Source organism: Nisaea sp. (assembly GCF_017640745.1).
In the GTDB taxonomy this organism is placed as follows: Bacteria; Pseudomonadota; Alphaproteobacteria; order Thalassobaculales; family Thalassobaculaceae; genus Nisaea.
In genome coordinates this window covers 1-18,447 of sequence record NZ_JAEPQA010000029.1, presented here as the reverse complement: position 1 = coordinate 18,447, position 18,447 = coordinate 1, and the positions used below count along the sequence as shown (strand labels likewise).

Sequence of the window (18,447 nt, the reverse complement as noted above, 5' to 3'; positions counted from 1 at the left end):
CGCCCCTTATTTCTGCTGCCCGACGCGGTTGCCGTCCGCGGCCGCACAGAGCTCCAGCGCTCTCGCGACCGCGCGCGACAGCCTCTCCGCCATGACGCGCTGCTGCGCCGTCTCGCGGATGATGTCGTTGCGGATTTCGATCATGACGTTGAGCAGGCCACGCGGTAGCGCATGAACCTTCAGCGTATGCGTGACGCCGTCGGCCGGCCCGTACGGCTCGTTCCGGCGCACATCCAGCCCATCGAAGGCCTCCGGCTGATCCAGCATCGCGTCCGCGAGGCGGCTGTCCGCATCGTGAAGAATGCCGAGATCGAAGGGTCGTTCGACCCCCTTATAGATCGGCGTGAAGGAATGAACGGTTACGATAGCAGGATGCAGTCCCGCCGCGACGCGGTCTTCGATGACCTGCTCCAGCGTGTCGCGGAACGGGAAGTAGATCCGTTCCGCGCGCTCGGCGCGTTGCATCTTCGTCAGACCGGCATTGCCCGGAATTTCATAGATCTCGCTGACCGCCGGCATGGCGCTTTCGGCTTCGGGCGGACGATTGCAGTCATAGACCAGACGGGAAATCTTCGCCGCGACCAGCGGCGCGTCGAGTGTGGCGGCCATGGTCGAGGCCACGGCAAGCGCTCCCGGATCCCAGGCCACATGGCTTCGCTGCACGGCTTCGTCGACACCGAGCCCACCGAGGTCTGCCGGAATATGGTTGGACGCGTGTTCGCAGACGACGATCGCGGCACCTTTGCCGCCCGCGTTCGTCACGCTGACCGGATTGCCCCATGCGGACAGATCCGCGATCGGCTGCGCCGACAGTGCCACTCGCCCTCTCCCCTGACGTTGCCGTCATCTTTTCAACTTTGATCAGGCAGTCAAGGATAATCCTGAAAATTCCTCTTCTATAAATCTGAGATTGTCGCATTATTTTCAAAACGACACGGCGCGGTCGCGCCCGGGAGGATAAATTGTCGGAGCCCCTGACCGGAACGGTGGCGGAGCGCATCAGGCGCCGGTTCGAGTCGCTGACCCGTGCGGAGCGTCAGCTCACCAACGTTATTCTCGAGAACTATCCGGTCTCCGGCCTCGGTACGATCACGACGCTGGCCGAAACCGCCGAGGTCTCGACACCGACGGCCGCGCGGATGGCACGCAAGCTCGGCTTCGGCGGTTTTCCCGAAATGCAGGCGGCACTCCGGTCAGAGCTTGAGGCCACCCTCTCCAATCCGATCGCCAAGCATGACAGCTGGGCCGCCAACGCACCGGACACCCATATCCTCAACCGCTTCGCCGACGCCGTGACGGACAATCTCCGGCAGACCCTGCAGCAGCTCGATCTTGATGATTTCAATGCGGTCGTGGACCTGTTGAGCGACCCGGAACGAAACATTTACCTTGTCGGCGGCCGCATCAGCCGCTCGATGGCGGATTATTTCTTCACCCACATGCAGGTGATCCGCGACGGCGTGACGCTGATCTCGCCGAACTCGAACACCTGGCCGCACTATGTGCTGAACATGAAGGAAGGGGACGTGCTCGTCGCCTTCGACATCCGGCGCTACGAGCACGACACGCAGCGGCTCGCTGAAATGGCGAAGGAGCGCGGGGCGAAGCTGGTGCTCTTCACCGACCAGTGGGGCTCACCTGCCGCGAAACATGCAAGCCACAGCTTCCGCGCCCGGATCGAAGTGCCGTCGGCCTGGGACAGTTCCGCGGTGATCCTGTTCATCATCGAGGCGCTGATCGCGGCGGTGCAGACGGAGCGCTGGGAAGAGACCCGCGACCGTATGAAAGCCCTGGAACAGCTCTTCGACCAGACGAAACTGTTCCGCAAGTTTACGTAAGACGGCCGGTAGGCCCCGGTCCTACTTCGTGAGAGATCCGAGAAGGTCTAGGTAGTGCCCGACGACCGTGCGCTCGCTGAAACGAGCTTCGTATTCGGCCCGCCCGGCATCGGTCAGCGAGGTCGCGAGCGCGCCATCGGAGATCACACGGTTCAGCTGCGCGGCAAATCCGTCCGCATCCTCGATCTCGGCCAGAAGCCCGGTTTCCCCATCGCGGATCAGATGCACCGGCCCTTCGCTCTTCGCAGCAACGACGGGCAGACCGTGAGCCCATCCTTCGATCACGACGTTGCCGAGCCCTTCGACCCGGCTCGGGCAGACCAGAATGTCGGCGCTCGCAAGCAGATCCGCCGTGTCGTCGCGCCATCCGAGGAAACGGACCCGCGGGGCGACCCCCAGTTCTACCGACAGTTCTTTCAGCGCTGCTTCCTCCGGCCCCGCGCCGGCGAGCCATAAATAGGCCTCAGGCGTCTTCACGAGAGCGCGGAGCAGGACGTCATAGGCCTTGTTCCGATGCAGCCGACCGAGCGCAAGCAGAAGCGGGGCACCGTCCGGCGTTTCGAATGCGGCACGTTTGAGCGGTGTTCCGGGGTCGGCACGGACAAAGTTCGGAACATAGTGGGTGCGTTCCGTCGGCCAGCCCTGCGCCGTCATGTGATCGACAAGCCCCGGGGCATTGCAAATCAGGTGATCGAAGCCGCGATAGTATTTCACGTCGTAATAGCCGCCGATCCGGCCGACCCGGAGATAATCGCCCGGAGGCGTCTTCACTGCGGCGCGGTTCATCCAGGCGAGCACCACGTCCGGACGGAACGCCCGGATGTCCCGCTTGAGCTGCCAGCGCGTCAGGAAGTCGAAGGCCCCGCCAAAGCCGAATTCAGTAAGATCGACACCAGCCGCACGCAGAATTCCGGCCCGCCTGTCGTCACGCCGGATCGCGACGCGCTGCGTCAGGGCCCCGCTCCATTCCGGCTTTGCCATCGCGGAGACCAGGCGTTCGAAAAATGCTTCGGCGCCGCCGTGGCGCGCCCCTGCCATGGTCTGGTAAAGACGGATCATCGAGGTTTCGGAAAAGCTTGTGACAACGCGGCGCATTGTGGTGTAGCCCGTGCCCGACCGCAAGCGCAGTGCGGACCGAAGACGGGAGCCGAAGAGTGAACGCAACGATTGCCGGAACCGACCCGCGCCCCATCGGCGGTACCCTCGTCATCCAGCCGCTGCCCGGCATCGGCGACGTGATCTGGCACCTGCCGCATCTGAAGAGCATCGCCGCCCAGACCAAGCAGAAGACCGTGACGCTACTGACCAAGCAGCGTTCGCAGGCGGATGTCCTGCTCGACGGATCGGGTTTCGTGCGCGACGTGCTGTGGCTGGACGAGAAGCGTCACCGTGGTCCGCTCGGCGGGCTCGCGCTCGGCAATGCCCTGCGTCCCTACGGCTTCGACACGGTCTGGATACTGCACACCTCCGCGCGTTATGGCCTCGCCGCGTGGCGGGCGGGCATCGGCGAACGGATCGGCTTCGGGATCGGCTGGCAGGATGCCTTCCTGACGACCCAGCACGCCCTGCCCCGCGACGCGAAGAAACTGGGCGCCATCGAAAAGGCGAACCGCCTGCTGCTCAATCACTCGGTCCCAAAGATCGAAACGGCGCCGAACCTCGATATTGAAAGCGCTCTGACCGACCTGGCCCGCACCGAACTGACTGCTCTGCCCCGCCCCTGGATCTCCCTGATCCTTGGCGCCAGCGAAGGTTTCAAGCAGTGGGGCGTGGACAATTTCGGCGCGCTGGCCGACCGCCTGCACCGCGAGACCGGCGGGACTTTGCTCCTTATCGGCGGAGAGGCCGAGGCGGACATGGCAGCCCGCATCGCCTCGCGATTCTCAGCCCCTGACTGGATCCGGCCGGTCATCGCCCGCCCGCTGAAGCAGGCGGCTGCCTTCGCCGCGGTTTCGGACATCGCCATCGGCAACGACACCGGAATGCTGAATATCGCCGCCGCCGTCGGCACGCCGTCCATCGGCCTCTTCGGCGGTTCCGTGCCGATCGCCGAAGATCCGCGCATCGATGTGGTGATGCCGCCGGGCGCCGTACGCTACGGGAACAACCGTATGGCAGAGATCTCGATCGGCGCGGTGACCGACGCGGTGCGTTCAGGACTTGCCGGCGAGTAGTCTCTCCGCCGCCGCGACCACGCGATCCACCGGCAGGTCCCACATCAGGCTGTCTTCCGGATCCTTGCAGAAGCCGGGATCGCGGCGCAGCGTCTCGTAGTCCCGGTCGGTCCTGACAATAGCTGTTTGAGCCCCCCAGGGCCTGTACTGCTCGTCCCGGCTCGGCCCGAAGAGCCCGAGGGTCGGCGCGCCCGCCGCCGCCGCCAGATGCATCAGCCCGCTGTCGTTGCCGATATAGAGCGCCGAACGCGCCAACAGCGCCGCGAGCACTCCGAGCGGCTCGGTGCCGGCGAGATCGATCCGGTCGCCCTCGGAAACAGCGGAAAGCAGAGGAAGCGCCTCTTGGCGCTCCGCCGGTGCGGAAAGCACCGCGAGACGGGCTCCGGGGAGTGCTCCGCCGGGCACGATGAGCCGGCGCACGGTTTCCTCGAAACGTTCACGCGGCCAGGTCTTCGCACGCCAGTTCGCCGAGGGACCGACAGCGAGAACCGGACGCGGATCGTCGCCGATCAGATCTGCCGCCCGTGCCCGGTCCGCGTCGGAAAACCAGGCGCGCGGCGCCGGCACCGGGTCCAGATCCAGTAGGGCTGCCAGCTGCTCGATCCGGTGCCCGGAATTTGAACCCCCGGAGAAGATCCGGCGCCTGCGGGTCGGCAAAACCCACGCCGAGGCCGAGCCGCGCAAATCGACGATCAGGTCCCAGAATGTGGAGAAACAGGCCCCGAGCAGGGTACGCCAATGCGCGAGATAAGGCCCCTTGCGCATCACCACCAGACGTTCGAGCGCCGGAAACGCCTCGAAGACCGGCGCTGCTACCGGACCGCAGGCAATCGTGAAGCGGGCTTCCGGATAGCGCTGGTGCAAGGCGTCGAGCAAACCGGTCGACAGCACCGCATCGCCGAGGCGGGTGTAGGAAATGAAAAGGATGCGCATGGCGCCGCTTATACCCCGCCCGGCCCGGATCGCAAGCCTGTCAGACGGTCTCGGTACGCGTGCTTTCCTGTTCGTGCATCATGCGAACCCAGACGGAGACGACTGCGCCGGCTTCGGCGGAATTGAAGCTGACCCGGGCGCCATGTTCGTCATTGGCGATCAGCTTGCCCTCGAGATGAAGCCCCGAGGCCGGATGCAGGATCTTCAGGGCGCTGCCGGGCTTCGCGGCCACCGGCGGCTCGAGGCGCAGGCCGCCGACGGAAACGTTCTCTACGATGCAGGTATGGGCAACGCCATCCACGGTCACTTCGAGCGGGGTTGTGACCGGATAGCGCTCGAACTGCCGCCGCTCACCCTTGGGAGACAGGCCGATGGCACGAAGGATCGAGTTAAACATGGCTTTTTGCTCCTTCGGCGGGGAATGCCGAATGTTCAACTTATGATACGAAGTACCGCACGCTTTTGAAATGCGGTCTGTGCGATTTCGCGCATAGGGACGATAATTTCATCCATGAATTAGTTTCTTATTTTCGAAACAGATACATCCTGTCCCACCGATTGTGAAAGCCGGATCCGCACCTTGCCGAAACTCTCCCTTGAGAATGTGCGCCATAGTTTCTCGGTCGATACGCCTCCGAAAACGGTTCATGCCGTCGGCCCGATCAGCTTCGCCCTCGAGGAGGGAGAGTTCGTCGCGATCGTCGGGCCGTCCGGCTGCGGCAAGTCCACCTTGCTCCGCCTTGCTGCGGGATTGCTCGAAGCGGATGAAGGTGCGATCCGCTTTACTGGAGAACGAATCGACGGACCGAGTCCGCGCCGCGGCATGGTGTTTCAGCAGCCCGCCCTTTTCCCCTGGCTCGACGTCACGGGCAATGTCGCGTTCGGCAGCCGGTTCCGCTCGCTTGGCCCAGCGGCAAGCCGGGACCTGACGTCGAACCTGATAACCGCGGTCGGTCTCGACGGTTTCGAACACTTCTATCCGACCGCGCTGTCCGGCGGCATGCAACAGCGCGCGGCGCTCGCACGCACGCTCGCGGGAGGCCCGGAGCTGCTGTTGCTGGATGAGCCGTTCGGCGCGCTCGATCAGCAGACCCGCGCGCAGATGCAGGCCTGGCTCGCCGGACTTCTCGGCGACCGCGGCATCACCGCGCTTCTGGTGACGCACGACATCGAGGAAGCGGTCTTTCTCGCCGACAGGGTTCTGGTGATGAGCGGACGTCCCGGAAGGCTGCGCGCCGCTTTCGACATTGGCCTCCCTGCCGATCGCCGGCAGCGGGTCAGAACCGGTCCCGAATTCGTCGCGCGCAAGGCCGAAATACTCGCCGCACTGGAGAGTTAGGCCCGAAGCGGGAACGATTGCCGCACCGGCGCACCAATTTCTGGAACGAGTCCAAACAAGTCGTGGCACTGCCCCATAATTTTCTGTTATCAAGGATGGAATCGTTCGGTCGACCACTTCTGTGACGCGACCGGTTTCAGGTTCATCCCTTACCGTCCCCACGGGCCCGATGTACATCTACCTGCCCATCGCAGAGATGTCGGTAAACGTCTTCCTCATTCTGGGGATGGGCGGGGCTGTCGGATTTCTCTCCGGCCTGTTCGGCGTCGGCGGCGGTTTTCTCATGACCCCGCTGCTGATCTTCCTCGGCGTCCCGGCGCCGGTCGCGGTCAGCACCGGCGCCAATCAGATCGTCGCCAGCTCGATCTCCGGCGTGATCGCGCACTGGCGCCGCGGAAACCTCGATTTCACCATGGGATTCGTGCTGCTCGCGGGCGGCATCGTCGGCTCGAGCCTCGGCGTGTTGATCTTCAAATGGCTGGAAACGCTCGGCCAGATCGATCTGGTGATCAAGCTCTGCTACGTGATCTTCCTCGGCATCATCGGCGGACTGATGCTGCTGGAAAGCGTCCGCACCATCCTGCAGGTCCGCAAGAGCGGGGCTCGGCGGCGCAAGCTGCACGAGCACAACTGGATGCACGGACTGCCGCTCAAGATGCGCTTCCGTAAATCAAAGCTCTATATCAGCGCCCTGTTGCCGCTCGGGATCGGCTGCCTGGTCGGCATCCTCTCCGCGATCATGGGTGTCGGTGGCGGCTTCATCATGGTGCCGGCGATGATCTACATGCTCGGCATGCGCACCTCGATGGTGGTTGGAACCTCGCTGCTGCAGATCATCTTCGTCACTGCGAACGTAACCTTCCTGCAGGCGATCTCGACCCAGACCGTCGATGTCGTGCTGGCCATCCTGCTGCTGATCGGCGCGGTCTTCGGCGCCCAGTTCGGCAGCCAGCTCGCGGTCAAGCTGAAGGGCGAGCAGCTGCGCGTCCTGCTCGCCCTGATGGTCGTCTCGGTCTGCCTGAAACTCGCCTTCGATCTGGTGGCGACGCCGGACGACATCTATTCGATCGTCGTAGCGAGCGGAGGCTGAACGGATGTCCATCGCCGACCGTTCCCGTCTCGCTGGCATCGCCGTCATCGCCTTCGCATTGATCTGCTCCGCAAGCGCGCGGGCGCAGGACCTGATCGCCGACCTCTCCAGTCACCGGGTCGATATCACCACCGGGTTCACCGGCGCCGACCTTCTGCTTTTCGGATCGGTCGACGATACCGGCGATATCGTCGTCACCGTCACCGGTCCCAAGGAAAACATCACGGTCCGCCGCAAGGACCGCGTTGCCGGCATCTGGATGAACACGAAAAGCATTCAATTCACCGGGGCACCCAACTTCTATGCCGTTGCGTCAAGCCGTCCGCTTGAGGAAATCGCTCCGCCGGAGGTTCTGGCGCGTCAGGAGATCGGCGCCGACCAACTGCGTCTGAAGGTGGCCAACGGCCAGGATAGCCGGGCCCGGGAAGAGGTGGCCGAGTTCCGCAAAGCGCTGATTCGGCGCAAGAGAGCACAGGGCCTCTATGCTCAGACCCCGGGCGACGTCACCGTGATCGCGTCGAAACTGTTCCGCACCCAGGTGCATTTCCCGGCAACCCTCGCGACAGGTATCTACACAGCAGTGGTCTATCTGATCCGGGACGGGCGCGTCGTTCATGCCCAGACGACGCCGCTCGTGGTTGAGAAAGTTGGCATCGGCGCCGAGGTCTACACCTTCGCGCATACGCGGTCGGCTACATATGGCCTCGCGGCGATCATCATTGCCGTCGTCGCAGGCTGGCTTGCCGCAGCGGTTTTTCGTAAAGTTTGATCAAAGTCGCGGCAGATCGGACAGAACTCGCATGAGCCAGTTGACGGATGGATCGAAGCCCAGGGTCTTCCTCGTCGTTGTCGATGACAGCGACGAGATGATGATCGCGCTGCGCTTCGCCTGTCGCCGGGCCCGCCATAGCGGAGGCCACGTGGCGCTTTTCCGCTCCATCGAACCGCAGGAATTCCAGCACTGGATGGGCGTCGGCGAGATCATGCGCGAGGAGGCCCGGGAGGATGCGGAAGAACTCCTGAGCGGCCTCTCCGAGAAGGTCGTCGAGATTTCCGGACAGATCCCCATCATCTATGTCCGCGAAGGTTCGACCCGCGATGAGTTGCTGAAGCTGATCGACGAGGAACCGAGCATTTCGGTGCTCGTGCTCGGCGCCAATACGCAAGGCGAAAGCCCGGGGCCGCTGGTCTCCTACATGGCCGGCAAGGGCGCGGCACGGATGCGGGTGCCGATCACGATCGTGCCCGGAAATCTGACGGACGAGCAGATCGACGCCGTCACCTGACGCGCCGCGACAGTCAAATCGTCCACGCATTCCGGATCGAAGAAAAAAGCTTGTTTCGATCCTGACTTTCCCGGACCGGTCCTGCTAAGCTTCGCGGCAACGACAAGAATCCGAATGGCCGAAACGCGCCTTCCCGCCCCGGAGAGAGAATGAGCATCAACCCGTTCGAAACGGTTGTTGAGACTGTCGAGACGTCCCCCCCGGTATCGGACGAGACCAAGTTCACGACCTGCTACATGTGCGCCTGCCGCTGCGGCATCAAGGTGCATCTGCGCGACGGCACCGTTCGCTACATCGAGGGCAACAGGAACCACCCGGTGAACAAGGGCGTCCTTTGCGCCAAGGGCTCCGCCGGGATCATGCAGCATTATTCGCCCGCCCGCCTGACCAAGCCGCTGATGCGGGTCGGCGAACGCGGCAGCGGCGAGTTCCGCGAGATCGAGTGGGAAGAGGCCCTTGCGACTGCCGCCGGCTGGCTTGGCGACATCCGCAAGAGCGATCCTCGCAAGCTCGCCTTCTTCACCGGCCGCGACCAGTCGCAGTCCCTCACCGGCTGGTGGGCGAGCCAGTTCGGCACCCCGAACCACGCCGCGCACGGCGGCTTCTGTTCCGTCAACATGGCGGCCGCCGGGCTCTATTCCATCGGCGGCTCGTTCTGGGAATTCGGCGAACCGGACTGGGAACATACGAAATATTTCATGATGTTCGGCGTCGCCGAGGATCACGATTCCAACCCGATCAAGATCGGCCTCGGAAAACTGAAGACCCGTGGCGCCAAGTTCGTCTCGGTCAACCCGGTGAAGACCGGCTATTCCGCCATTGCCGACGAATGGGTCGGCATCCGTCCCGGCACGGACGGGCTTCTGATCCTCTCGCTGATCCACGAACTGCTGCGGGCAGGCAAGGTCGATCTGCAATACCTCGTCCGCTACACCAACGCGCCGTGGCTGGTGATCCAGGATCCGGGCGAGGCAGAGCACGGGCTCTTCGCGCGCGACGCGGACGGGCACCCACTCGCGTTCGATAAGCAAACCAGAAGCGTTGTCTCCGCACTCGAAACCGATATCACGCCCGATCTCTCCGGTGAGCATGTCCTGCCGGACGGCCGCAAGGCGGTGCCGTCCTTCAAGCTGTTGGCCGAACGTTATATCGATCCGTCCTACGCGCCGGACGCGGTGGCAAAGGAATGCGGACTGAAGGCGGAAACCATCAAGCGTCTCGCGGCAGAACTCGCGCACGCGGCCTTTGAACAGGAAATTACCCTCGACGTCCCATGGACCGACTGGGCCGGACGGCAGCATGAGAAGATGACCGGCCGCCCGGTCGCGATGCATGCGATGCGCGGCATCTCGGCCCATTCCAACGGCTTCCATACCTGCCGCGCGCTGCATGTGCTGCAGATGCTGCTCGGCAGCATCGATGTGCCCGGCGGCTTCCGTTACAAGCCGCCCTTCCCGCGCCCCTGCCCGCCGCCGCTGAAACCGGCCGGCAAGCCCGGCACGGTCAAGCCGGACACGCCGATGGCAGGTCCGCCGCTCGGCTTCCCGATGGGGCCAGAGGATCTGCTGGTCCACGAGGACGGCAGCCCGGCGCGAATCGACAAGGCCTTCTCCTGGGAAGCGCCGATGGCCGTCCACGGCATGATGCACATGGTGATCCACAATGCCTGGGCGCAGGATCCCTATCCGATCGACACGCTCTTCATGTACATGGCGAACATGTCCTGGAACTCGACGATGAATTCCAAGGGCGCCATGGAGAAGCTGACCGACAGGGTTCCGGCGACCGGCGAATACAGGATCCCGCGGATCATCTACTCGGACGCCTATGCCTCCGAGATGGTCGCCTATGCCGATCTCGTCCTGCCGGATACGACCTATCTCGAGCGCTGGGACTGCATCTCGCTGCTCGACCGGCCGATCTGCGACGCGGACGGCGCGGCGGATTCGATTCGTCAGCCCGTGGTGCAGCCGGACCGCGACGTGCGTCCGTTCCAGGACGTGCTGATCGAGCTCGGCGTCCGCCTCGGCCTGCCCGGCCTAACGAAAGAAGACGGCTCGGCGAAATATCCGGGCGGCTATCCCGACTACATCGCCAACCATGAGCGCGCGCCCGGCGTCGGCCCGCTTGCAGGCTGGCGCGGCGCGGACGGCAGCGAGGGCGGCAAGGGCGCGCCGAACCCTGACCAGCTGCAGCGCTATATCGAGAACGAGTGCTTCTGGCGCCACGAATTCGCGCCGGAAGAACGCTACTACAAGCATTCCAACAAGACCTACCTGGAGACCGCGACGAAGCTCGGCTTCATCGGCGCGCCGAACCAGGTCGTCCTGCAGCTCTATGTCGAGCCGCTGCAGCGCTTCCGCCTTGCCGCCGAAGGACACGGGGAGCTCCTGCCCCCGGAGAAAGACCGCGAGCGGCTGAAACGCACCTTCGATCCTCTACCCATCTGGTACCAGCCCTTCGAGGAGAGCGAGGTCGATACCTCCAGCTTCCCGATGCATGCGATCACCCAGCGCCCGGCCGCGATGTACCATTCCTGGGGCTCGCAGAACGCCTGGCTGCGACAGCTGCACGGCAAGAACCCGCTCTTCATGAACCGCGAACGTGCGGAGAGCCTCGGCATCGCCGACGGCGACTGGGTCACCGTCACCTCCCATCACGGCCGCATCAAGGTGCCGGTGAAGCTGATGGAGGGTGTCAATCCGGACACCGCCTGGACCTGGAACGCCATCGGTAAGCGCCGCGGTGCCTGGAACCTCGGCAAGGATGCGCCGGAAGCGACCAAGGGCTTCCTGCTGAACCATGTGATCTCGGAACTGCTGCCGGCGCGCGGCGACGGCTACCGCTACGCCAACGCCGACCCGGTGACCGGACAGGCGGCCTGGTACGACCTGCGCATCCGGATCGAGAAGGCCGAAGCGGACCGGCCCGGAGCGGTCTCCGAGCCGCAGTTCCCCGAACTCGGCAATCCCTCCAGCGTCGAGCGCCCGAAAGGGCCGCTGCAGTTCCGTGGGAGGCGCAACCAATGACCTCTCTTCCGACCGCAACGACAGGCAAGAAGCTCGGCCTCGTCATCGATCTCGATATCTGCGTCGGCTGCCATGCCTGCGCGGTGAACTGCAAGGAATGGAACACCGGCGGTCATTCCGCGCCGCTGACCGACTGGAACGCCTATAGCGCGGACGCGGAGGAAGACGGCGACGAGGGCGCCTGGGGCGTCTGGTTCAACCGCATACACACCTTCGAGGCGGGCGAAGGCGAGGACGCGCGCACCGTCCATTTCCCGCGCTCCTGCCTGCATTGCGAGACACCGGACTGCGTCACCGTCTGCCCGACCGGCGCCTCCTACAAACGCGAAGAGGACGGCATCGTTCTGGTCAATGCCGGTCTCTGCATCGGCTGCAAGCTCTGCTCCTGGGCCTGCCCGTATGGCGCGCGGGAGTACGACAAGACCGAAGGCGTGATGAAGAAATGCACGCTCTGCGTCGACAAGATCTACAACGAGAACCTGGAAGAGCGGGACCGCGTCCCGGCCTGCGTCTCGACCTGTCCCGCCGGCGCACGTCATTTCGGTGATCTCGGCGATCCGGGCTCGGACGTCTCGCGACTGGTCGAAGCCCGCGGCGGCTACGAGCTGATGCCCGAGATGGGCTACAAGCCGGTCAACCGCTACCTGCCGCCACGCCCGCGCCGCACCGAGGCCGCCGATATCGGTGCGCCGGAGCGTCTCGCCGACCTGGCGGACAGAGTTCCTCCGTCTGACTCGACCGCCGGCGCCACGGGCCTGCTCGGCTGGCTCGACCAGATGCTCTCCCGCTGAGGCCCGCGCCATGCATCCAGCACTTTCCGTCATCTTCTTCACAACGGCCTCAGGCGCGGGCTATGGCCTGCTCGTCTGGCTCGCGCTCCATGCCGCACTCACCGGCAACGCCGATCCCATCATCGGCTGGATCGGCCTGCCGCTCTCGCTCGGACTGGTTACAGCCGGCCTGCTCAGCTCGACCTTCCACCTTGGCCACCCCGAACGGGCATGGCGCGCGCTCAGCCAGTGGCGCAGCTCCTGGCTCTCGCGAGAAGGCGTGATGGCGATCCTGACCTACGTCCCGGCAGTGATATTCGCCGCTGGATGGCTTGCTTTCGGCCGGATCGACGGAGCGTGGGCCATCGCCGGGCTTGCCGCAGCGGTGCTTGCGCTCATCACCGTCTATTGCACGGCCATGATCTATCGCAGCCTGAAGACGATTCCCCGCTGGTATTCGGGATACACCGTGCCGGGCTATCTCATCCTGGCTCTGGCCAGTGGCGGGTTGTGGATGCTTCCTCTGATAGCACTCGCCGGAGAGGACGTCCCCTCAGCCGCGCTTCCCGTCCTGACGGCCCTTCTCTTCTCCGCCGCGATCAAGTGGCGCTATTGGGCGTCGTCAGACCACGCCGGCGCGACGGCGACGTCCGGAAGCGCGACGGGGCTTGGTTCGCTCGGGCAAGTTCGCCTGCTCGAAGGACCGACCACGTCCGAGACCTATGTCATGCGCGAGATGGGCTACCGGATCGGCCGCAAGCATGCGGCCCGGCTTCGTCAGTTCACCGCCTTGTTCGGATTTCTGATCCCGGTTGCGGTACTCGCGGTCCTGATGTCCGTTCCCGGCACCGGTACGATGGCCGCCGGCCTCGCCCTGATCGCCGCGCTATCCGGCAGCATCGGCGTTGTTCTCGAACGCTGGCTCTTCTTCGCCGAGGCGAAGCACGTGGCGACGCTCTATTACGGTGAAGACTTCGCCTGAACCAGGTCCTCGGCTTCGCCCTCGACGGCAGAGTCGATGATCTCCTCGTAGGAAAAGTCCTTCGGCGGGGTCTCGTCCATGACGTTCGGCTCGACCTCCTCGACGATTTCGGCGCGCGGATCGAGTTCGGCGGCAAGCGCGGAAGTCCGGGCATAGGCGACGTAGGGGCCCTGCTCCTCCATCGTCGGCGCCGCACGGCGGAGCATCCGGTAAACGGCGAACAGCCCGACCGCTCCGCCGATAAGCGCACTGAAGTGAAACAGCCCGCCCGGTCCGACCTGGTCCATCAGGAACGCACCCGCGACCGGGCCGATGGAGGATCCGAGGCTCGCGGCGATCAGGATGCCCGCGGAGGCCGGCACCAGATCACTGGCCTCGACATGGTCGTTCACATGGCTGATCGCGAGCGGATAGAGCGCGAAATTCAGTCCGCCATAGACCACCATCAGGCCGAGGAACATCCACCATCCGCCATCGAAGGAGACCGCGATGGCGAAGGACACGGCGGCGACCGCGAATAGAGCGACGGTAATGACGGTCCGCCGGTCGAAATAGTCAGAGAGCTTGCCGATCGGATATTGCAGCATCAGTCCGCCGAACATGGAGACCGACATCATCGTGGCGATGTCGGCGATCGACATGCCGACCTGGTTCCCGAAGATCGGCCCCAGCCCCATGATCGCCGCCCCGAGGGCGCCGCTGGCGAAGGCGCAGATCAGTCCGAGCGGAGAAATCCGAAACAGCTCCCGCAGGCTCAGCCGCGACGGGGTCAGTTCGCCCGCAGTCGCCCTCGAGGCGAGCGACAGCGGCACCAGCGCGAGCGAAAACAGGATCGATGCGACACTGTAGAGAATGAAGCTGGTCGGCGGGGAGACGTTCAGGATCTGCTGTCCGGCGGCCATGCCGAAATACATCACCACGATATAGATCGAGAGCATCCGCCCGCGGTTGGCGTTGGTCACCGCACCGTTCAGCCAGCTCTCCGCAACCATCAGGGCGCCGGCAATGCAGATTCCGGTCGCGAACCGCAGCCCGCCCCAGAAGAACGGATCGACGAAGATCGCATGCGCGACCGCGCAGGCCGAGATGACCGATGCGAAGGCGGCGAAAGAGCGGACATGACCGACGCTTTCGATGATACGTCCGCAGATCGCCGCACCAAGAAGCTGGCCGACGAAGTAGGACGAGGCGACTAGACCTGCGACGGTCGTGTCGAATCCTTCCTGGCTCATGCGCAGGCCGAGCAGACTGTGGAACAGCCCGTTCGCGGTCCAGAGAAACGCAACGGAGATCATCAGGGCGACGATCGGATGGCCGAGCACGGTCATGAAACAAAAGCTTTCTGCGGGTCGATGCTCACTCTTCCGGCACGCCTTAAGACGCGGGTACAGTCCCGGTCTCGCTTCTCCGCGACACGGGCGCCGGTTTTAGGATGGTTGCATGTCGGCTTTCAGAGAATTCACCTGGTTTTAATGCTTCGGCAATGGTTGACAGCCGCACCGGATGCCGCCTATCCGCAGCCATTGCAGATTTTCGGAGGCAGCCATGCGTTGGCGTACTGCACTCGGCGGATTAACGATTGTTTCGGGTTTGATCGCGTATATCGCGGCCGTCGTCACTTTCGCCAACCACTATCTACCGGAGCATTGGCTGGCCGAACTAATCTTTTATCCGCTGGCCGGATTCCTCTGGGTTTTCCCGGCAATCAGGATCATCGGCTGGACCAAGAAGGACAAGGAACCGCCCGCGCGAGGTCAGTAAATTTTAATTTTAATTTCCATGCGAATGCATTTCAATAAACTATAAGATGATTTTTTAATGCCCAAAAAAAATTAAAAAGATCCGATAAGTCGATGATTTTTCGAATAATCATTTTTTAACGATTACCCTATAGTTTACTCCTTCAGAAGCCGGGCAACAGATTCGCCCTCGGCACATCAATCCCAATTGACGAGTCAAATCGGTCTTCACCGGACGGATAGATTCGGCCCGAGTTCGCGCGGCAAGCGCGATCGGAAAACATGAAGGAAGCAAATATGGGCATGTTCGATACCCATCCCGCCCTGTCCCACTACTCCGCAGCGGATCACGGCGCGACGGTCGCGCCGGCGCTGCTGGTCGTGGCATCTGACGTCGCAGATCGAGGAGTTCTGCTACGTGAGCTGCCCGACAATGTACGTCTCCTGCGCGACGGAAACGGCACGACCCTCGAACGCATCCGCTGCGCGCTGACCACGATCCGGCTCGAGACCGGGAGGCTGGCCGCCCTCCATCTCGTCGGTCACGGCGCGCCGGGCGAAATCACCATCGACGATCTGCATCTGGACGCGGAGAGCGTGGATCACGTCGCGGCCACGCTTCGCAGGGTGCCGCTCTCGATGATCGCCCTGCACGGCTGCCACACCGGCGCCGAAGCCGCGGGAGAAAACCTGACCGACCGTCTACATGCGGGCCTTGGCGTCCCCGTGCATGCCAGCCGCGATTTCGTCGGCCGCGCGCCGGACGGAGAGAGCCGCTGGAGCCTCGACGGCCTCAATGCCGCGCTGCTGCCCTTCGCGGCGGAAGCCATCGCAGCCTATCCCCATCATCTCGCCAATATTACCGGGACGGCGGCAGGTGATCTGTTCCACGGTTCCACGACCCCAGCGACGACGACCGGCGACGACACGATCTCCGGCCTCGGGGGCAATGACACGATCAGCGCACTCGACGGCAATGACCTGCTCTACGGCGACGCCGACAACGACACGCTCTATGCGGGCGGCGGCGACGATACGCTCTACGGCGGTGTCGGCAACGACTTCCACTACGGCGAGACCGGCAACGACCTCATCTACGGCGGGGACGGCAACGACGGTTTGTCCGGCGCCGACGGAAACGACACCCTTTACGGCGGTGACGGCAACGACACAGCGGCCGGCAGTTCCGGCAACGACCTGGTGTTCGGCGATGCCGGCAACGACTGGCTGTGGGGCGGCCGGGGTAACGACATCGTCTATGGCGGCGCCGGAACGGACACGATTTCCGGCGGCGACGGTGAAGACACCCTCTATGGCGGTGTCGGCAACGACACGATTTCGGGCTTCAGCGGCACCGACCTCCTCTATGGCGAGGACGGCAACGACGTGCTGCGCGGCGGCAACCAGGCCGACACCCTGTTCGGCGGCGATGGCAACGACACCTTCACCGGCTCGGCCGCCAACCTCAACGGTGACACGATCAGCGATCTCGCGATTGGCGACATGATCCAGATCACGAGCACGGACCTGACCGCGCTCAACGGCACCACACTAGGCAGCACCATCGATCTTGGATCGGGCCAGACGCTCAATATCGGCGGTAATCCTGGATCGTTGACGATCAACGCGGCGCTGAACGGCTCCACCACAGAACTGACTTTCAGCGCGGCAAGCAGCGGGTCCTCGGGGGGCTCCTCGGGCGGCTCGGGAAGCGTGCTGACGGTTACGCAACAGACCACCGGCGACGTCGCCGGAACGGCGACAGGCCGCACGCTGGTGAATAACACCGGTAGCACCGCAACCGGTGCCTTGGTCGAAGGTACCGGTAACGGCAATGTGGTGACCGTGACGCTGCCGACAGGCATTTCCCTCACGAACTCCGGAACGGCTTCTGCGCAGAGCTCGGCCGTTGCCGGGACGACGCTGAGGGGCGAGATCCAGGCGACGGAGCCCGTGGCATCTTCGCAAAGTTTCCTCGATGGCCACGGTCAGACCTTCCTCGCCAGATCGAGCGGCATGACCCTCGATATCAGGTCCGTCACCTTCTCAAGCTCCGGCGGATCGGCGCAGACCATTGAGCTGACGGGACAGTCGTCAAGCGGCAGTGAAGCCTTCGTAATCAATACGACCGGCCTTCCGACCGGATCGACCCTGAAACTCAACAATATTGAGTTCGCGGCAATCGTCGGCAACGCCACCGTCACCGGAGGGTCCGGCCAGAACTACGTCGTCGGAGACGATTCGACCCAGTTCATTTCACTTGGCGCCGAGGATGACACGCTGGCCGGCGGCGGTGGCAACGATACCGTCGGTTCGGGCTGGGGTGAGGATCTCGTCTATGGCAACCAGGGCGAGGATTCCGTCTTCGGCGGCGGTGGCAGGGACACGCTGTTCGGCGGCCAGGACAACGACACCGTCAAAGGCGACAACGACAATGACTTCGTCTACGGCAACAAGGGCGACGATACCGTCTCCGGCGGCGAGAACGACGACATGGTCTATGGCGGCCAGGACAACGATCTTGTCTACGGCAACAGCGGCAACGACAGCCTGTTCGGCAACCTCGGCAACGACACGCTCTATGGCGGCCAGGGCAATGACGTGCTCTCGGGCAATGCTGGCAACGACCTGATGGCTGGAAACAAGGGCGACGATACCCTTGTCGGCGGCGAGGGCGCAGACGTCTTCGTCTTCGAGTTCGGCGGTGGCAACGATACCGTCAACGACTTCGCGGCCGGGACAGATACCCTGGCCCTCGAAGCCGGTCTCGGAGTCAGTTCCGCGACGGAGAGCGGCGGCAATACCACAGTCACCTTCTCCGATGGCGGCAGCGTGACAGTCATCGGCGTCTCAAAGACCGCGCTTTCAGAAGCAACTGGCTGGGTCTTTACCTGACGGCTGAGGCAAGACAAACAGATAAGGCCGCGTCCCATCCGTCGCATATTTCAGGCGACAGCTATGCTTTGTCGCTCCGCGGTCGGCGGCTTGATCATTGTTTCGCGTTTGCTCTCGTATACCGGCTCGGCGATCACGACCAAAGGCAATTGTTCAGCAGGCCATTGGTACGCCGAGCCGGTCTTTTATCCGCTCGCTGGCTTTCTAAGGGTTTTCCCAGCGACCTGGCCCGATGGCAGGAACAAAAAGGGACCGTTACTCAACAATCATAAAACACATAAATTTTCAAGGATCTAAGCCAGCCACCTCCTATCAACCTTAAGACGATTAAATACACTGACAATCAAAGAAAATTTCAATATGAAAAATTTG

General features: G+C 63.5%; 16 protein-coding genes. 11 read left to right on the top strand and 5 right to left on the bottom strand.

Annotated elements, in window-relative coordinates; translation table 11 throughout:
- Nucleotides 1–6 precede the first annotated feature (6 nt).
- On the bottom strand, nucleotides 7–819 hold the full coding sequence (locus JJ959_RS17770) for an N-formylglutamate amidohydrolase (protein WP_292886656.1): 813 nt from the start codon (nucleotides 817–819) through the stop codon (nucleotides 7–9).
- A gap of 143 nt (nucleotides 820–962) precedes the next feature.
- Here JJ959_RS17770 and JJ959_RS17765 point away from each other — a divergent pair, with 143 nt between their 5' ends.
- Nucleotides 963–1,838, top strand: coding sequence for a MurR/RpiR family transcriptional regulator (locus tag JJ959_RS17765; protein ID WP_292886653.1), 876 nt, complete (start codon nucleotides 963–965; stop codon nucleotides 1,836–1,838).
- A 21-nt stretch (nucleotides 1,839–1,859) separates the two neighbouring features.
- On the opposite strand, the gene JJ959_RS17760 is transcribed toward JJ959_RS17765, so the two are convergent.
- Nucleotides 1,860–2,897 carry a glycosyltransferase gene (locus JJ959_RS17760; RefSeq protein ID WP_292886650.1) on the bottom strand — a complete coding sequence of 346 codons (1,038 nt, stop codon included), beginning with the start codon at nucleotides 2,895–2,897 and terminating at the stop codon, nucleotides 1,860–1,862.
- A gap of 95 nt (nucleotides 2,898–2,992) precedes the next feature.
- Here JJ959_RS17760 and JJ959_RS17755 point away from each other — a divergent pair, with 95 nt between their 5' ends.
- Nucleotides 2,993–4,012: a glycosyltransferase family 9 protein gene (locus JJ959_RS17755; RefSeq protein ID WP_292886648.1), complete on the top strand. Its 1,020-nt coding sequence runs from the start codon at nucleotides 2,993–2,995 to the stop codon at nucleotides 4,010–4,012.
- On the opposite strand, the gene JJ959_RS17750 is transcribed toward JJ959_RS17755, so the two are convergent.
- Nucleotides 3,992–4,945 (bottom strand): glycosyltransferase family 9 protein, encoded by a 954-nt coding sequence (locus JJ959_RS17750; protein WP_292886645.1) that lies wholly within the window; start codon nucleotides 4,943–4,945, stop codon nucleotides 3,992–3,994. The two genes, JJ959_RS17755 and JJ959_RS17750, sit on opposite strands and share 21 nt — an antisense overlap.
- A 40-nt stretch (nucleotides 4,946–4,985) precedes the next feature.
- Nucleotides 4,986–5,342, bottom strand: a complete 357-nt coding sequence (locus JJ959_RS17745; protein WP_292886643.1) for a PilZ domain-containing protein — start codon at nucleotides 5,340–5,342, stop codon at nucleotides 4,986–4,988.
- 183 nt (nucleotides 5,343–5,525) lie between these two features.
- On the opposite strand from JJ959_RS17745, the gene JJ959_RS17740 reads away from it, so the two are divergent.
- The 7 genes from JJ959_RS17740 to JJ959_RS17710 all read left to right on the top strand — a co-directional run bounded on the left by JJ959_RS17740 (nucleotide 5,526) and on the right by JJ959_RS17710 (nucleotide 13,441).
- Nucleotides 5,526–6,284, top strand: coding sequence for an ABC transporter ATP-binding protein (locus JJ959_RS17740; RefSeq protein ID WP_292886641.1), 759 nt, complete (start codon nucleotides 5,526–5,528; stop codon nucleotides 6,282–6,284).
- 169 nt (nucleotides 6,285–6,453) lie between these two features.
- Nucleotides 6,454–7,374, top strand: a complete 921-nt coding sequence (locus tag JJ959_RS17735; protein WP_292886639.1) for a sulfite exporter TauE/SafE family protein — start codon at nucleotides 6,454–6,456, stop codon at nucleotides 7,372–7,374.
- A gap of 4 nt (nucleotides 7,375–7,378) precedes the next feature.
- Nucleotides 7,379–8,143, top strand: a complete 765-nt coding sequence (locus tag JJ959_RS17730; RefSeq protein ID WP_292886636.1) for a TIGR02186 family protein — start codon at nucleotides 7,379–7,381, stop codon at nucleotides 8,141–8,143.
- Nucleotides 8,144–8,174: 31 nt separating this feature from the next.
- Complete coding sequence (locus JJ959_RS17725) at nucleotides 8,175–8,660, top strand: universal stress protein (RefSeq protein WP_193182191.1); 486 nt, start codon at nucleotides 8,175–8,177, stop codon at nucleotides 8,658–8,660.
- Nucleotides 8,661–8,809: 149 nt separating this feature from the next.
- A complete protein-coding gene (locus JJ959_RS17720) occupies nucleotides 8,810–11,689 on the top strand; it encodes a molybdopterin oxidoreductase family protein (protein WP_292886632.1) in 2,880 nt (959 codons plus the stop codon).
- Nucleotides 11,686–12,480 (top strand): 4Fe-4S dicluster domain-containing protein, encoded by a 795-nt coding sequence (locus JJ959_RS17715; RefSeq protein WP_292886630.1) that lies wholly within the window; start codon nucleotides 11,686–11,688, stop codon nucleotides 12,478–12,480. Before JJ959_RS17720 ends, JJ959_RS17715 begins: the two co-directional genes overlap by 4 nt.
- A 10-nt stretch (nucleotides 12,481–12,490) precedes the next feature.
- The gene (locus tag JJ959_RS17710; RefSeq protein WP_292886627.1) at nucleotides 12,491–13,441 is read left to right on the top strand and encodes a DmsC/YnfH family molybdoenzyme membrane anchor subunit; all 951 of its coding nucleotides are present in this window, start codon (nucleotides 12,491–12,493) and stop codon (nucleotides 13,439–13,441) included.
- On the opposite strand, the gene JJ959_RS17705 is transcribed toward JJ959_RS17710, so the two are convergent.
- Nucleotides 13,420–14,769: an MFS transporter gene (locus JJ959_RS17705; RefSeq protein ID WP_292886624.1), complete on the bottom strand. Its 1,350-nt coding sequence runs from the start codon at nucleotides 14,767–14,769 to the stop codon at nucleotides 13,420–13,422. The genes JJ959_RS17710 and JJ959_RS17705 overlap by 22 nt on opposite strands.
- 217 nt (nucleotides 14,770–14,986) lie before the next feature.
- On the opposite strand from JJ959_RS17705, the gene JJ959_RS17700 reads away from it, so the two are divergent.
- Both JJ959_RS17700 and JJ959_RS17695 read left to right on the top strand, forming a co-directional pair.
- A complete protein-coding gene (locus tag JJ959_RS17700; protein WP_292886621.1) occupies nucleotides 14,987–15,202 on the top strand; it encodes a DUF2842 domain-containing protein in 216 nt (71 codons plus the stop codon).
- 260 nt (nucleotides 15,203–15,462) lie between these two features.
- A complete protein-coding gene (locus JJ959_RS17695; RefSeq protein ID WP_292886618.1) occupies nucleotides 15,463–18,075 on the top strand; it encodes a DUF4347 domain-containing protein in 2,613 nt (870 codons plus the stop codon).
- Nucleotides 18,076–18,447 lie beyond the last annotated feature (372 nt).

Coding starts and splice junctions, on each gene's coding strand:
- JJ959_RS17730 (WP_292886636.1), top strand. CDS start 7,379: ATGTCCATCGCCGACCGTTCCCGTCTCGCTGGCATCGCCGTCATCGCC.
- JJ959_RS17715 (WP_292886630.1), top strand. CDS start 11,686: ATGACCTCTCTTCCGACCGCAACGACAGGCAAGAAGCTCGGCCTCGTC.
- JJ959_RS17720 (WP_292886632.1), top strand. CDS start 8,810: ATGAGCATCAACCCGTTCGAAACGGTTGTTGAGACTGTCGAGACGTCC.
- JJ959_RS17735 (WP_292886639.1), top strand. CDS start 6,454: ATGTACATCTACCTGCCCATCGCAGAGATGTCGGTAAACGTCTTCCTC.
- JJ959_RS17705 (WP_292886624.1), bottom strand. CDS start 14,769: ATGACCGTGCTCGGCCATCCGATCGTCGCCCTGATGATCTCCGTTGCG.
- JJ959_RS17750 (WP_292886645.1), bottom strand. CDS start 4,945: ATGCGCATCCTTTTCATTTCCTACACCCGCCTCGGCGATGCGGTGCTG.
- JJ959_RS17700 (WP_292886621.1), top strand. CDS start 14,987: ATGCGTTGGCGTACTGCACTCGGCGGATTAACGATTGTTTCGGGTTTG.
- JJ959_RS17760 (WP_292886650.1), bottom strand. CDS start 2,897: ATGATCCGTCTTTACCAGACCATGGCAGGGGCGCGCCACGGCGGCGCC.
- JJ959_RS17725 (WP_193182191.1), top strand. CDS start 8,175: ATGAGCCAGTTGACGGATGGATCGAAGCCCAGGGTCTTCCTCGTCGTT.
- JJ959_RS17710 (WP_292886627.1), top strand. CDS start 12,491: ATGCATCCAGCACTTTCCGTCATCTTCTTCACAACGGCCTCAGGCGCG.
- JJ959_RS17695 (WP_292886618.1), top strand. CDS start 15,463: ATGAAGGAAGCAAATATGGGCATGTTCGATACCCATCCCGCCCTGTCC.
- JJ959_RS17745 (WP_292886643.1), bottom strand. CDS start 5,342: ATGTTTAACTCGATCCTTCGTGCCATCGGCCTGTCTCCCAAGGGTGAG.